This window comes from Alkalihalophilus pseudofirmus OF4 (assembly GCF_000005825.2).
In the GTDB taxonomy this organism is placed as follows: Bacteria; Bacillota; Bacilli; order Bacillales; family Bacillaceae_D; genus Alkalihalophilus; species Alkalihalophilus pseudofirmus.
Window position 1 is genome coordinate 3,296,109 of record NC_013791.2, and the last position, 15,396, is coordinate 3,311,504.

Consider the following 15,396-nt stretch of genomic DNA (forward strand, 5'->3'; position numbering starts at 1 on the left):
CAACAGCAGATTGAGCATTTACGATTTATTTCCTGATTTAATTCCCCATTGCGAGTTAAGCAGCAGGACTTGTCTCTGACTTTGTTTCCGTTTGATAGTTTCGGCCTGTACGAGATACTTTGTTCCAATCAGTGTTGAAGAAGTACTCAATGGTCCCGTGCATAACAATGTACATCAGAGCAAATCGATAAACAAATACATCTAAGAGAATCGTTACAAATAAAGACGGGATATCTTTCCACCTAAATCTAAACCCGTGATAGCGATTCATAATGAGCGCAAAAATATCATAAACGACCCCGAAGATAAGCAGGAAGGTTAGATAGTACAGCACATAAGCTAGATACGATTCCGGCGGCGATATAATCGCGTTGGCAATAAAGAAGCCGGTCATAATAAAGGCTGAAACAATTCCGACTAAAAATGATTCGAAAATATAAAAGAAAGAAACAGCCTTCCTAAATAAGGTCTTTCTAAAGAAGGAGTGGAAATGAATCACGCAATCAATATAAGCCTTCTGCCATCGTACACGCTGCTTGAAAAAGTCGTTCCATGTTTCAGGCATCTCCGTATAAGAAATGGCTTCTTTCAAGTGGATAACTTTCTTGTTCACATGTTTGGCAATATACTCGTGCATTTTCAAGGTGATATCAATATCCTCGCCGATCGTTGAACGGTACCCTCCTACTTCAAGCAATGCATCTTTTCTAAAAATCCCAAATGCCCCTGAAATAACCGCTAGCGCGTGAAAACGTGCTAATGATATTTTGGTTATATAGAAGGCTTTTAAGAAATCAAACATTTGCAAGCGGACAAGGAAGTTAGCGTGACGGAGCGATAAACGCTTGAGCGGGTTCTTTGTTTTCGTTTGCAGGACATGCACCATCCCTCCAGCAGCAACCACATCCTCATCTTCAAAAGCCTCATTTACTTTCGGCAAGGCATTTTCAGTTAAGACAGTATCGGCGTCTAATGATACGACGATGTCCTCTCCGGCATATTCAATCCCAGCATTCAGCGCATCCGCTTTTCCTCCATTTTCTTTATCAATAACGTAAATAAACGGATACAGTTCGGATTGATAGACACCCCTCACTCGTTTATGCGATAATTTTTGTAAAGGTTTTTTCGTACTCGGCTTAAGCTTTAAATACGTATTTAACAGTGAAAACGTTCGGTCTTTCGAGCCGTCATTAATATAAATAACTTCCTTCTTTTGATAAGGCAAGGAGCTCATATTTTTTAATGAGGTTTCGATGATCCCTTGCTCGTTGTAACAAGGAACCAACACACTGATGCCTTTTTCTTCTTCAAGCTGTCTTCTAATACTCTCACCTTTTGATTTGAACCAAGGCAGAGAATGAAGTAAATGAAGTGCAGGAAAAATAATCCCTAATATAAAGAAGACAAAAAACAGCTTCTCAAAAAACTCACTCCATTTAAATAAATCCTTAGCGTCCCATAATCCGCTTCGTCTCAAATCAGCAATCCCCGTGATTGCTCCGTTGACTTTATTTAGCTCCAGTGCTTGAATACCGCCAAAATAGACGGCAAGCTGCCTGTTTTGAAACTGATAGCCCGCTCGTGCAATATCGCCTAATACGTCCTCAGGAAAGCCATCTTCTACATATAAGACATCATCTTCCCCGTAAAACCGTTTGGCATCCACTGCATCTTCAAGCGGCTCATCGAAATAGAGGTGCCTTGATAACACCTGGGCCATGACAGGAGGTATTCGGTTCCCTCCAGGCGTCCCAATTCCAATCACTCGCTCGTCCTCTACATAAATAGTAGGTGCCGATAAACTTCTTGAACGTTTATTGGGTGCATATGCGTTTGGAGAATTAGCGAACTCACTAAATTGCTCAGTAGAATTATTGATAAAAAAACCAGATGTATATTCACCAGAACCAAAGAAGTTGCTCAGAGTATCGGTCGCTGATACGACCATTCCATCAGGATCCACAACGACAAAATGTGTCGTATCTGTTTTTTCATCATGTTCTCTTTCTTCATCAAAGATCGTTTCTTCGGATGGTTCAGAAAGTGAAATTTGACTTGCCAGCTCTTTAATATGTTCGTCGCTTGTCAGCTCGTCCACATCAACATCAGCAAATTCCGGATCCCCCACTTTTTTAATTCGCTCGTTCTTTGTAATCTTTGAAATTTCATTCATAATATGAACAAATTCAAATTCATTGTCTTTCGTTTCCTCTATATTCATTTCTTCCGCGAGAAGCATAGACTGCACAACAGAAACCCCGGCTAGTGGCGCACTTGCAGAGTATAGCGTTCCATTTTCAAGCTCACCTTTTACTGCTTCAGTTCTTTCTACTTCATATGCAGCTAACTCTTCAGCATCTATATAAGGAACTGCCGCTGTGAATTTCTCACCAATTTCCCCTGCATAAAAGGCTCTTGGCCCCATTTCCTGGATAGCCGATAATGTCTCTGCTAACTCTGGCTGCTTTAAGCTGTCTCCAGGCTCAATAGTCTGACCGTTTGGGAAGAAATGTGGAAGTTCTTCAACTGGCAGACGAGGTTTCGCAGCTTCAAGCCGTTCCCATAGAAGATAGTCGACTTCAAACCCCTCTTCTGCAAGAGTAACCGCCGGTGAAATCAGATGTTCCATCGGTGTTAACCCAAGATCCTCATGAATCTCAGCAAGTCCTCTGACTTGTCCTGGGACGCCCGTTGATTGTTCATTCCATTCTTCATCAGATGTTGCACTTGCCCGGTAATCATACACAACCGGCTCTTCTTTCTCAGGAGGTAAAATAAGCATTTGACCGCCGCCGCCAATCCCTGATCCATATGGTTCAACTACACCTAACACATAGGAAACAGCAATTGCCGCATCAACAGCATTTCCTCCATTTTCAAGAACCTCCATCCCCGCTTCGACTGCAGCAGGGTGGGAAGCACTGACACCGTAATTATCGTATTTACTTTCTTTAGGTAATCCTTGTTCTTCAGCAGAAGCCGCATGCATTGGTATCAGACTGCTTAAGACAAGACTATTTATGATAAATAAAATAGCTGCTTTCTTTATAAACAAATAACCGTTCACCTCCGTCTTCCTATATAAAATACATTCGTATCCTATATCAATAAGACGAACCCTGCAATTGTGTGCTGAGCGGTGATAACGAGGTGGCGGCAGTCATTCTTAGTACTATTTCATTATCGTTCACTATGCTTTTTTCACCGAAAACAGAGATACACCCTAAATTAAATTAAGCACAATGATACCTTTATCTTTCGAATACCTAACATTAATCAAGACGTTTTGCACATGCATTCCCGGACTGAATTAGTTACTTCAAAACTAACCTAATTCGACTTATTCCTTTTTTACCGGCCTATCCTCCTCTTAAAATCCAAATTTTTTACAATTTAATTAAACGAAACTAACAGAGGGTCATCCCCTATTGGCATTATGCCGCTTTAACTTTTGTTCCCGTATGAGCTAGGCATTATTTTTTTGGACAATTTTATAGGGGTTTTCATTTATTTTGGATGATTGGTATAAAAGCTATAATCGGTTTCGAACAATGTTTAAACATTACGAGTGGAGGTATACGTAGAAAGAATACAATTCTAAGGAGGGCTTTTGATGTCACATGAGAAATATAAGTCAATGATAACGACATTGCATGAATGCATGACTGCTTGTAACCATTGTTATGACTCTTGTTTAAAAGAAGATCACCTTGAGATGATGAGAGAGTGTATTCGATTAGACCGAGAATGTGCCGACATATGCAGTTATTTTGAACAAGCTCTAGTTAGAGGCACACCTTATGTAAGTGAGCTCGCTGCCTTATGTGCAAAAATATGCGAGGATTGTGGAAATGAGTGCAAAAAGCATGATCACGACCACTGCCAAAAATGCGCAGAAGCATGCTTTAAGTGTGCGGAAGAGTGCAGGAAATTAGCAGCTTAGTATGTATGCAAAATGAGGCTGGGGCTGTTGATATATCAACAAAAAATAGCGTACCAAATCATTGCGAATTGGTACGCTATTCTTATTCCTATTTTTATTCTCTACCTCAAAACGATGTTTTTATTATGAAAAAGCTTCTAAGCCAAAAACAAAATGAGCGACTAGAAACACGATAATCATTAATACAATTCCCACTACTAGTCCTGTGAACGGCTCTTTAATATCATTATTCATTGATTTCATCTCCTCTAATGTGTGAGTTGTTTATAACTTGTGAATAACATTAGAGTGAGCGAAAAAAGTACTTTGATATTTGATCGTCATGAGTAGGCATTTTATCTTAAGTAAAGGAATAGATGATTTCAGATAAAACTGGAGATGAGCTGAAATACTGTCTGCACAAGCCAAGACATAAGCCTTTAAAACATAACCCGTATACTCAATGGTTGGTCCAGAGCTCAGTCCTCCCAGCTTTTCTAACTCTTCTAGTTCATGGGTAATGTATGCAGGGTGATCATGATGTCCTTCAGGTATGAGTACATGGCTGTAAGAACTCACAATAACTGATAACAAAAAACTAACGATAAGTAACCCTTTGCCCATCCTACACACACCTCCCCTACCTAATTTTTGATTCCCCTTTGTGGATAATCGTACTATAATCTAGTTTTTTCCTTTTGTCTATTGAATATGTGAATAAGAAGTGGATAACATCAGCTTTAAAAAACAGCAATACCTTCTGACCCTGAAAACAATCGGGAAACGCTCAAATATGTGCCTTCAGTTATTGCGTTAGGAAGATGTTTTGTTTATGGAGGTTACTTTATAAAGAAAGGAGCTGTATTAATGTTAGAAAAAACTGAAGCTGCTTATTTAGCCGGAATTATTGATGGGGAAGGTACAATTTCTTTAACTAGAGCGCATTTGAAAGAAAATCGTAGACCTGTTATTTCTATACCGAGTAAAGACAGGGAACTATTAGACTACATTAAAAACCTGGTTGGAGGTTATATTACATCAAAGAAAAACTACAAGCCTGGAACTCATAAAGATTCTTATGTTTTATCGGTCAAGAATAAAAGTATGGTTATGAGTATTCTAAGAGACATTATTCCCTATCTCAAAATAAAACAAAAAAAATTACGGGCTCAATTTATATTAGATCATTACGAAAACGTGACTTGTCGGAATGGTAAATACACTGATGAAAAATTAATATTAAAACGAAAATTCGAGCAAGATTTTTTCTCTTTATAACAAAACAACCCGATCACCTGGTGCAGTGATCGGGTTGACGGTATAAGTATGGTGGAGACGGTGGGACATGTAATTCCATGCTTTCGCAATGGCACTGACTATATCTTGAACTTGATCAACAAGTCCCTTGGCGTATTATGGAACATGTATTTTGTGCAATCTATTGCAGAATGCTCCATCCTAGTACTACCTTGTAGGCAGCCTATAAGTCGATACACGGCTGTTGGATTGCTCCACATACCGCTCGGCATCACCTTATCATAACGTATTCGTCATGACGTAGACTTCACCGATAAAGCCAAGTTATCACTCATGCGTCACCACATGAGGCGACTATTTCCATAATCGAACCCACGTCCAGAAACAACGACACTTATGCTTCTACGAGTGTAGTTACTGTATTAGCATTTCGCCAATTCTTCTGCCCAGTAACAGGCGTCCGAACGGCTAGTCTGATCAATCTCTTCCTTCGCTCACAGACGGAGAGCAGCCGGCGTAGCCCACTTAGAGTGAGTTCCAGTACCTACCACATGGGCGATGGAGGGTGGAACCGCAGAGTGCTATTAGGCAGCTACTGCGAAGTTGTTGTTTTCTTTGCCAGTTATAGGCTTTGGCGTTTTAACGAGGCCGACCCCCTCGACTCGCAACATAAGCACGACCTATCCCTGTCGAATCCTAAACGTCCCCATGTTGTAAAAAATATGTGGGATCTCTTTGTATTACCGAAGCCATCCGTTGTAATCAACAGCCCAGAACATCTGTGCTCTGGACTTCTTATTATAGCATCCCTTACTTTTTCTTGCAACTGGAAGTGTTACCCTCTCATCCGGTCCTTTAATGCACGTTCTACTTCACGTTTGGCATCCTTACGCTTAAGCGTTTCACGTTTATCAAAGTTCTTCTTACCTTTAGCAAGGCCGATTAAAATCTTGGCATAGCCGTTTTTAATATAGACCTTTAAAGGAACAAGTGAGTAACCTTGTTGCTTGGTTAAACCAATTAACTGATTGATTTGCTTTTTGTGAAGCAGCAGCTTGCGGGCACGTTCTGGTTCATGGTTGTAACGGTTTCCTTGTTCATACTCGCTGATATGAGCGTTATGAAGGTATACTTCCCCGTTTTTAATCCGCGCAAACGAGTCCTTTAAATTCATACGGCCGGCACGCATCGATTTAATCTCAGTTCCCTGCAGTACCATACCTGCTTCATATGTTTCTTCAATGAAATAATCATGTCTTGCTTTTTTATTTTGGGCAATTACTTTTCCTTCTGTTCCAGCCATTGTCCGACACCTCGTCATTCTTCATTCTTTCATCTTAGCAAATAGAAGCGGAATGCGTCAATCAGGTCAATCAGCGGGTCAACCAGCGTCCGGTGTCGTATGTGTTAAAAGGAAAGGCTGCCTACTTAAATAGACAGCCTGCATAAGTGTTAACGTTTTTTCTTACGTCCTTTTTTACGCTTCACACTTGGCGCATTCTCATAAAAAGCACGTTTCTTTTTCTTCTTACTAGAACCATTACCGCCCTCGCTTAAATTAAGCCCTTTGCTGTTTCCTTTTTTACTGCGCCCGCCTCGTCTACGGTCGCCTTCTTCGCCGCCTTGACCTGCGCGTTTTTTTCGTTTACCACCTTCAATGACTTTCGGACGGCCGCGGCCTTCTCGCGGTTTACGCGGCTTCATGCCTACTACTTCAAAATCAATTGAAGCTTCGTCGACATTAACATTGAGCACACGTACTTCAATTTCATCTCCAATACGGAAGACTTGGCCGGTACGCTCACCGATCATCGCATATTGCTTCTCATCATAGTGATAGTAATCATCTGTTAAGTAGCTGACATGCACAAGACCTTCAATTGTGTTCTCAAGCTCAACAAACAAGCCAAAGTTGGTCACGCCGCTGATCATACCTGGGAACGTTTCACCAATTTTATCTTCCATATATTGAGCTTTTTTCACACTGTCCGTATCGCGTTCTGCCTCTACTGCACGACGCTCCATTTCCGATGCGTGGCGAGTAAGATCTGGCAGTTTTTCACGCCAATGCTCCTGCGTCTCGGCATCGACATTACCCTTGATTAAATACGTACGAATTAATCTATGGACAAGTAGATCCGGGTAACGACGGATTGGGGATGTGAAATGTGTGTAGAACTCTGTTGATAACCCAAAGTGGCCTAAACTGTTCGGGTCATATTTTGCTTGCTGCATCGAACGAAGCATAACCGTGCTGATTACCGTTTCCTCAGGCTCTCCTCGAACTTCTTCTAAAAGCTTTTGCAACGCACGCGGATGAACCGTGTTGGCATTTCCTCGTACGACATAGCCGAAGTTTGTGATAAACTCTAAGAATTTAGTGAGCTTTTCAGCATCAGGATCTTCGTGAATTCGATAAACAAATGGCAGCTTCAGCCAGTGGAAATGCTCAGCAATCGTTTCGTTCGCTGCGAGCATGAATTCTTCGATTAAACGCTCAGCTACAGAACGTGAACGAAGCACCACATCATTTGCTTTCCCTTCTTCATCCACAAGAACCTTTGCTTCTTTAAAATCAAAATCAATGGCTCCGCGCTCAAAACGTTTGTTGCGAAGAATCGCTGCAAGCTTCTCCATCGCTTCAAAATTTGGAACAAGGGACTCATAACGAGCTTTTACTTCTTCGTCATTATCCACTAGAATTTTATTCACATCTGAATAGGTCATTCGCTCAGTCGTTTTAATCACACTTTGGAAAATCTCGTGGTTAACCACTTGTCCATCAGGCGTGATTTCCATTTCACACGACAATGTCAGGCGGTCGACTTGTGGATTCAAACTGCAGATTCCATTTGAGAGACGGTGCGGGATCATCGGAATGACTCGGTCTACTAAATATACACTAGTCGCCCGATCAGCCGCTTCCTTATCAATAGGCGATCCTTCTGTGACATAATGGCTGACATCAGCAATATGAACACCAAGTAAGAAGTTGCCGTTACTTAACTGCTTTACATGAACTGCATCATCTAGATCTTTTGCATCGGCCCCGTCAATCGTGACGATCACTTCATCTCGAAGGTCACGTCGGCCCTCGATATCTTTCGGATCGATTTCATCACTAATTGAGTTGGCATGCTGAAGCACTTCATCGGTAAATTCAAGCGGAATGCCATGCTTATAAATAATAGAGAGAATGTCCATCCCTGGGTCATTTTTATGCCCAAGAATTTTCGTCACTTCTCCTTCTGCACTCATTCGGCCTTCAGGGTACTTCGTAATAGATACGACGACTTTATGTCCGTCAACAGCACCTTTATTTGCGGTGCTTGGAATTAAAATATCATTTGGTATACGCTTGTCATCAGCTACAACCATTCCGTATGAATCATGATCTAAGTACGTCCCCACTACATCGGTGACACCACGTTCTAAAATACGGACAACCTTTCCTTCAGGCCTGTCACCTCTTGAATGCTGGTGCAAACGGACAAGAACCGTATCACCATTCATCGCACTTTCAAGGTCTGCTTGAGATACATACACATCTTTCTCTCCCTCAATATCAGGGATAATAAAGGCAAACCCTTTCGCATGTCCTTGTACACGGCCTCTGACAAGATTCATTTTTTCCGGAACCCCGTAACGGTCGCTTCTTGTACGAACGACAAGACCACGGGCCTCCATTTCATTTAATGATTTCACTAGCTCTTTAAAGTTCTCGCTACCTTCTACTTGAAAAACCTCTTCAAGCTCAGCTACAGAAACGGGCTTCTCGGCTTCGTCGCGAAAGTAGGTCAACAGTTGCTGGATTTGTTCTTCATTCATTTTATAATCTCCTTTCGGTACAAACAGCCCCGCCTGTTCTGTTCTATACAGTCCAGTCTAATCCTTCTAAAAATTGAAGAATATCTTCATGAAGCTGTTCTTTTTCTTTATCTAATGTAATAACATGGCCTGATTCCTCATACCATTTTAATGATTTTTCATCTGATTCGATTTGATCATGGATAATATTTGCACTTTCCACGTCAATCATCTCATCATTCCTAGCCTGAACCACAAAAGTTGGAGAATAAATATGATCGAGATGATTGTGAACATCTTGTATTAACTCACCAAGGGCACTTAGCGTTCCCATCGGTTTAAATGCTTCCATCTCTTGATTGATCACATCATCTGACTTTTGTTCACGCTTTTTGTACTCACGGGCATAGGCTAGAACGCCTTTATACATCGCATCCTCTGTTTTTGGGCGAACGGGAGCGCACATTGGCACAATACCCTTTACAGGTAAAGTGTACCCGATTTTCAGGGAGAATACCCCGCCAAGAGAAAGCCCGCACACCGCAATTTCCTCATGACCTTTTTCTTTTAGGTAGTTATAGCCTGCCTCTACATCCTTCCACCAATCTTCAGGACCTGTATGAACAAGCTCTTCAGGAGGAACTCCGTGCCCCTTATATAAAGGGGCGTGGCATGTGTACCCTTCTTTTTGTAAGTGGCGTCCGATCATTCTCACATCGGCCGTTGTTCCAGTGAAGCCGTGCAACAGAAGAACCGCACGGTCTCCTCCTTCAAATGTAAATGGCTTAGGTGCTACTACTTTCATGTTCGTCTTCCTCTCTTGATTTAAATGAATCTATATCGGTTCCGTCAAATAAAAATTCTTCAATTACTTCAATTAATACGTCACGTTCAAAGCCGTGGCAGATCATATGATTGGACTTCTCTAAAAAGCGAAGCTCCTTTTCCTCTGAGGTAATCATATCGAATAAATACTGCGCACTCTTTTTGGGGACCACACCGTCTTTTCCCCCTTGAATAATAAGAGTGGGAATATTTACTTTAGCTAAATACGGCCGGATTAGTTTCACTGCCTGCATAAATTGAAAAACCGCAGCCATTGGGGTTTCAAGAACTTTTTTACGATATAAATTATAAGTGAAATCATCCTTTAACTCACCGCGAAACTGCATCCGTACAGCTTCTTTTAAATCTTGCAACAGCTGCATTGGATTCAAGTAATAAGCTGCGGCACTAAGGAGCACCAGCTTTGATACAGGATATTTAGAAGCTATATAACAGGCTAACATACCGCCCATTGAAAAACCAATCACATACACCTTTTCACAGCGGTCTAATAATTCTTTGACCGCCACTTCAGCCATGTACACCCATTCTTTATACGTAACGTCTTTTAAATTCCCGCTAGGTCCGTGTCCAGGAAGCGTTGGGGCATAGACAAGCCACCCCTGTTTTTGCAAATGAGAGGCCACAGGCTCCACTTCCCACGGTTCACCGGTAAAGCCATGCAAACAGAGGCATCCGATCATCTCTCTCACCCTTCTCTGCTGTTACTATGATTGTACCCGATTGACATGTTTTACAATCTTCTTTTCCATACATTCTTCTATATCTTTATGCTTCCCTAACAAAAGAAGCAGCAGGTATCGCACCCGCTGCTTAGTAATTACATGAAATATGCGACGGCAATTGTTAAGACAAAGAACAATACCGCAAGAACAACTGTCGCTCGGCTTAACACTGCATCAATTCCACGCGCTTTTTGCTTACCTACTAATTGTTCTGCTCCACCAGAGATTGCACCAGATAAACCAGCACTACGTCCAGATTGAAGTAGAACAACCGCAATTAACGCGATTGAAACGATAATTAACATAACAAAAGCAACCGTTTGCACCCCTTCTACACCTCCAAGCACAATATGCGCTTCTATAACTTTACCACAAATAAGAGTGTTGTAACAACATTATTTACAGAATCACCTAACAACTAAATATAAAAGAGTTCGAAGTTAAATATCATAATTCTTATGAAATATGCTCCATATCCACAGGGTAACGCGTCCTCTCGTACTATGCTTGAGGCTTCTCCTGGCAGTAATTGTTGATCTCCGCTCCAGGCACACGCTTTCCGCGGGCGGCCCGGGAGCCTCCTCGTCGCTACGCTCCTGTGGGGTCTCCCTGGTCACGCGCATCCCGCTGGAGTCGGTGCCTTCCGCTCCAATCAACAGAGAAAGGATGTTGTTAAGTTACTCCCTCAGTATAAGTAGCTTCTAAAACCTAAAAGACGGTAAGGAAGATGAAAGCGATAATAATTAGAACTAAGCTCACTTCCGATCTCAATCGGCTACATTTTTGGAAAAAGCAATAACCCAGCGGATGAAATATGCGTAGACTCCTGCGGTGCCTAGAGCAGGGCTGAGATCCCACAGGGCATAAGCCCGAGGAAGCTCAGCAGCTCACCGCGGAAAGCGAAGCATATTTCAGGAGCGACGACTTTGCTATAACCTTTGTTTGAGCCGCTTTATGTTTAATTGCTTTTAAAGTATAACTAAATCGCTCCACATAATAATTACAAAAAGCAGTAACCCAGCGGATGAAATATGTGTAGACTCCTGCGGTGCCTAGAGCAGGGCTGAGATCCCACAGGGCATAAGCCCGAGGAAGCTCAGCAGCTCACCGCGGAAAGCGAAGCATATTTCAGGAGCGGTGAATCCTCTAGAACCCATATTAAAGACCGTTGTTGTTCAAAAGAAAAAGAAGCGCATCGTCATGCGCTCCTTTCATCGATTTATTACTTCTTTAAGTTGTAGAATGCACTGCGGCCGCCGTATTGAGCAACGTTAGCCAGCTCGTCTTCGATGCGTAGAAGTTGGTTGTACTTCGCTACGCGGTCTGTACGAGAAGGTGCACCTGTTTTAATTTGTCCAGCATTTGTCGCAACAGCGATGTCAGCGATTGTAGCATCTTCTGTTTCACCAGAACGGTGAGAGATAACTGCTGTGTAACCAGCACGCTTCGCCATTTCGATTGCTTCAAATGTTTCAGTAAGTGTACCAATTTGGTTCACTTTGATTAGAATTGAGTTACCAATTCCTTTTTCAATACCTTCAGAAAGCTTTGTTGTGTTTGTAACGAATAGATCGTCACCAACAAGCTGTACTTTATCGCCAAGACGATCTGTTAACAGCTTGAAACCATCCCAGTCGTTTTCGTCTAAGCCATCTTCAATTGAGATGATTGGGTATTTAGAAACAAGCTCTTCATAGAATGAAACCATTTCTTCTGAAGAAAGAACTTTACCTTCGCCAGAAAGATGGTATTTACCGTCATCTTTGTTGTAGATTTCAGAAGCAGCAACGTCCATTGCAAGAACAACTTCTTCGCCTGGCTTGTAACCAGCTTTTTCGATTGCTTCAATGATTGTTGAAAGTGCTTCTTCATTTGAAGATAAGTTAGGAGCAAATCCACCCTCATCACCTACAGCTGTGTTGTAGCCTTTGCCTTTAAGAACAGCTTTTAGGTTATGGAAGATTTCAGCACCCATGCGTAATGCTTCTTTGAAGTTTTCAGCACCGATTGGCATAACCATGAATTCTTGAATGTCAACATTGTTATCAGCGTGCTCACCACCGTTGATGATATTCATCATTGGAACAGGAAGCTGCTTCGCGTTGAATCCGCCAAGGTATACGTATAAAGGTACACCAAGTGCTTCAGCAGCAGCATGAGCTACAGCCATAGATACACCAAGAATTGCGTTAGCGCCTAATTTAGATTTATTTTCCGTACCATCAAGCTCAATCATTAATTGGTCGATACCAAGTTGATCTAGAGCGTCAAAGCCAATAAGCTCAGGAGCAATAACGTCATTTACGTTATCAACTGCTTGAATAACTCCTTTACCCATGTAGCGCTCGCCGCCATCACGTAATTCTACTGCTTCATATTCACCAGTAGACGCACCGCTTGGTACAAGCGCACGGCCCATCGCACCAGACTCAAGATATACTTCTACTTCTACTGTAGGATTACCACGTGAGTCAAGGACTTCGCGTGCGTAAACATCTGTAATCATTGTCATAATATAGTCACTCCTTAAAATTTAAAATAGTTTCTTTCCAGTCATTTCGTTTGGCTGAGAGCCGCCTAAGAGGGCAAGTACTGTAGGAGCTAAATCAGCTAAAATTCCATCTTCACGTAATGTGAGACCTTCTTGTGTCACAATAACAGGCACTCGGTTTGTAGTGTGCGCAGTCATTGGCTTATTATCAAGCGTTGTGACTTCATCGGCATTACCGTGGTCCGCAGTAATGACAGCCGCTCCGCCTTTAGCAATGATTGCATCGACTATTTTACCTAAGCACTCATCCACCGTTTCTACAGCCTTAATTGTCGGTTCAAGCATGCCTGAGTGTCCGACCATATCAGGGTTTGCAAAGTTAAGGATGATCGCATCGTGCTTGTCTGCTTCAATGTCTGCTAAGAGTGCGTCCGTTACTTCATAAGCACTCATTTCAGGTTGAAGATCATACGTTGCCACTTTAGGAGAATCAATTAAAATACGTTCTTCTCCTTCAAATGGCTCCTCACGTCCGCCGCTGAAGAAAAACGTCACATGTGGATATTTCTCTGTTTCGGCGATACGTAATTGTTTGTAGTTTTGTTGTGCTAATACCTCACCTAATGTGTTATCTAGGTTTGTTGGTTTAAACGCCACATAACCGTCGACTGTCTCACTAAAGTGCGTCATACACACATAATGAACATCTGTTGGATGAGCTGGTCCACGCTCAAACCCACGGAAGTCTTCGTTAGTAAATACTTGTGACATTTGAATCGCACGATCCGGACGGAAATTGAAGAAAATCACCGCGTCATCATCTTGTACCGTACCCACTGGTGTACCGTCTTCATTCGTCATCACAGATGGAATGACGAACTCATCATGGATTCCGTTTTCATAACTGTCTTTTAACAGCTCAATCGGATCTTGATAAGCTGGTCCTTCGCCATAAACCATTGCGCGGTATGACTTTTCAACACGATCCCAGCGACGGTCACGGTCCATCGCATAATAACGCCCGTGCAGGCTGGCAAGTTGGCCTGTTCCGAGCTCGGTTAATTTCTTCTCAAGCGCTTCAATGTAAATTTCGGCTGATGTTGGTCCGACATCACGTCCGTCTAAGAATCCGTGAACGTACACTTTCTCTACTTGTTCACGTTTTGCTAGTTCAAGAAGGGCAAATAGATGATCGATATGACTGTGAATACCACCATCTGATAATAACCCATAAACATGAAGTGCGCTATTCTTTCTCTTCACATGCTTGATTGCTTCGTGGAAGGTCGCGTTTTCAAAGAAATCTCCTTCACGAATAGAAAGGTTCACACGAGTTAAACTTTGATACACAATACGGCCAGCTCCAATGTTTAGGTGACCTACTTCTGAGTTCCCCATTTGGCCCCCAGGTAATCCTACCGCCTCACCAGCTGCCTCAAGTGTCGCATGCGGGTACTTGTCCCAATAACGATCAAAGTTTGGTTTTTTTGCTTGTGCCACTGCATTTCCTAGCACTTCATCGCGCATGGCGAATCCATCAAGGATAATGAGTGCTACTGGCTTCTTGCTCATTTACCTGCCTCCAAAAGCTCAAGAAATGATTTTGGCTCAAGACTGGCTCCGCCAACAAGTGCGCCGTCAATATCAGCTTGCGCCATGTACTCTGCAATATTTGCAGGCTTCACGCTGCCGCCGTATTGAATACGTACTGCATTTGCAGCATCCTCTGAGAAGTTAGATGCAACCACTTTACGGATGTATGCACATACTTCGTTTGCATCTGCTGCTGAAGATGATTTACCTGTTCCGATTGCCCAGATTGGCTCATAAGCAATAACAGTTTCTTTTACTTGATCTTCTGTCAGGCCGCTAAGACCTTTTTCTACTTGCTCGCGAACAACATCATTTGTTTTTCCAGCTTCACGCTCTGCGTCTGTTTCACCGCAGCACATGATTGGCACTAAATTGTGTTTGAACGCAGCATGTACTTTTTTGTTTACCGTTTCATCTGTTTCAGCAAACATTTCACGACGCTCAGAGTGACCAATGATCACATAAGCTACGTTCATGTCTTCTAGAGCAACAGGGCTGATTTCGCCAGTAAATGCGCCATTTTCTTCAAAATGTACATTTTGTGCTCCTACTTTAAGGTCTGTACCGTTAGTTTCAGATACTAGGCTTTCAAGAAATAAAGCAGGTGAGCATACTACTGCATCTACTTCGCTGTTAGCAGGAACGTTTGATTTTACTTCTTGGACAAATTGTTTTGCTTCGCCAAGCGTTTTATTCATTTTCCAGTTACCTGCGATAATTGGCTTACGCATGTGAACCACCTCGTCCTCGTA

General features: G+C 42.3%; 12 protein-coding genes and 1 other RNA gene. 2 read left to right on the top strand and 11 right to left on the bottom strand.

Features of this window, described 5'->3' with window-relative positions; all coding sequences use genetic code 11:
- Window positions 1-55: 55 nt before the first annotated feature.
- Entirely contained in the window at window positions 56-3,070 is a 3,015-nt protein-coding gene (locus BPOF4_RS21280) for a gamma-glutamyltransferase (protein WP_148229537.1), read from the bottom strand.
- 546 nt (window positions 3,071-3,616) lie between these two features.
- Between BPOF4_RS21280 and BPOF4_RS16615 the strand changes: the two genes are divergently transcribed.
- The gene (locus BPOF4_RS16615; RefSeq protein WP_012960379.1) at window positions 3,617-3,946 is read left to right on the top strand and encodes a four-helix bundle copper-binding protein; all 330 of its coding nucleotides are present in this window, start codon (window positions 3,617-3,619) and stop codon (window positions 3,944-3,946) included.
- 264 nt (window positions 3,947-4,210) lie between these two features.
- On the opposite strand, the gene BPOF4_RS16620 is transcribed toward BPOF4_RS16615, so the two are convergent.
- Entirely contained in the window at window positions 4,211-4,549 is a 339-nt protein-coding gene (locus tag BPOF4_RS16620; protein ID WP_012960382.1) for a hypothetical protein, read from the bottom strand.
- A gap of 243 nt (window positions 4,550-4,792) precedes the next feature.
- On the opposite strand from BPOF4_RS16620, the gene BPOF4_RS16625 reads away from it, so the two are divergent.
- On the top strand, window positions 4,793-5,203 hold the full coding sequence (locus tag BPOF4_RS16625; RefSeq protein ID WP_012960383.1) for an LAGLIDADG family homing endonuclease: 411 nt from the start codon (window positions 4,793-4,795) through the stop codon (window positions 5,201-5,203).
- A 342-nt stretch (window positions 5,204-5,545) separates the two neighbouring features.
- Here BPOF4_RS16625 and ssrA read toward each other — a convergent pair.
- From ssrA to tpiA, 9 genes are all read right to left on the bottom strand, one after another.
- Window positions 5,546-5,882, bottom strand: a transfer-messenger RNA (tmRNA) gene (gene ssrA / locus BPOF4_RS21720).
- A 135-nt stretch (window positions 5,883-6,017) separates the two neighbouring features.
- Entirely contained in the window at window positions 6,018-6,485 is a 468-nt protein-coding gene (smpB, locus tag BPOF4_RS16630) for an SsrA-binding protein SmpB (RefSeq protein ID WP_012960384.1), read from the bottom strand.
- 149 nt (window positions 6,486-6,634) lie between these two features.
- A complete protein-coding gene (gene rnr, locus BPOF4_RS16635; RefSeq protein ID WP_012960385.1) occupies window positions 6,635-9,010 on the bottom strand; it encodes a ribonuclease R in 2,376 nt (791 codons plus the stop codon).
- Window positions 9,011-9,053: 43 nt separating this feature from the next.
- Window positions 9,054-9,794: an alpha/beta hydrolase gene (locus tag BPOF4_RS16640; protein ID WP_012960386.1), complete on the bottom strand. Its 741-nt coding sequence runs from the start codon at window positions 9,792-9,794 to the stop codon at window positions 9,054-9,056.
- Window positions 9,775-10,518, bottom strand: coding sequence for an alpha/beta hydrolase (locus BPOF4_RS16645; RefSeq protein ID WP_012960387.1), 744 nt, complete (start codon window positions 10,516-10,518; stop codon window positions 9,775-9,777). Before BPOF4_RS16645 ends, BPOF4_RS16640 begins: the two co-directional genes overlap by 20 nt.
- 137 nt (window positions 10,519-10,655) lie before the next feature.
- Window positions 10,656-10,886 carry a preprotein translocase subunit SecG gene (gene secG / locus BPOF4_RS16650; RefSeq protein ID WP_012960388.1) on the bottom strand — a complete coding sequence of 77 codons (231 nt, stop codon included), beginning with the start codon at window positions 10,884-10,886 and terminating at the stop codon, window positions 10,656-10,658.
- An 896-nt stretch (window positions 10,887-11,782) separates the two neighbouring features.
- Window positions 11,783-13,072, bottom strand: coding sequence for a phosphopyruvate hydratase (gene eno / locus BPOF4_RS16655; protein ID WP_012960389.1), 1,290 nt, complete (start codon window positions 13,070-13,072; stop codon window positions 11,783-11,785).
- 21 nt (window positions 13,073-13,093) lie between these two features.
- Window positions 13,094-14,623, bottom strand: coding sequence for a 2,3-bisphosphoglycerate-independent phosphoglycerate mutase (gene gpmI / locus BPOF4_RS16660; protein WP_012960390.1), 1,530 nt, complete (start codon window positions 14,621-14,623; stop codon window positions 13,094-13,096).
- The gene (gene tpiA / locus BPOF4_RS16665) at window positions 14,620-15,375 is read right to left on the bottom strand and encodes a triose-phosphate isomerase (RefSeq protein ID WP_012960391.1); all 756 of its coding nucleotides are present in this window, start codon (window positions 15,373-15,375) and stop codon (window positions 14,620-14,622) included. The genes gpmI and tpiA overlap by 4 nt, the downstream gene beginning before the upstream one ends.
- Window positions 15,376-15,396: the final 21 nt, after the last annotated feature.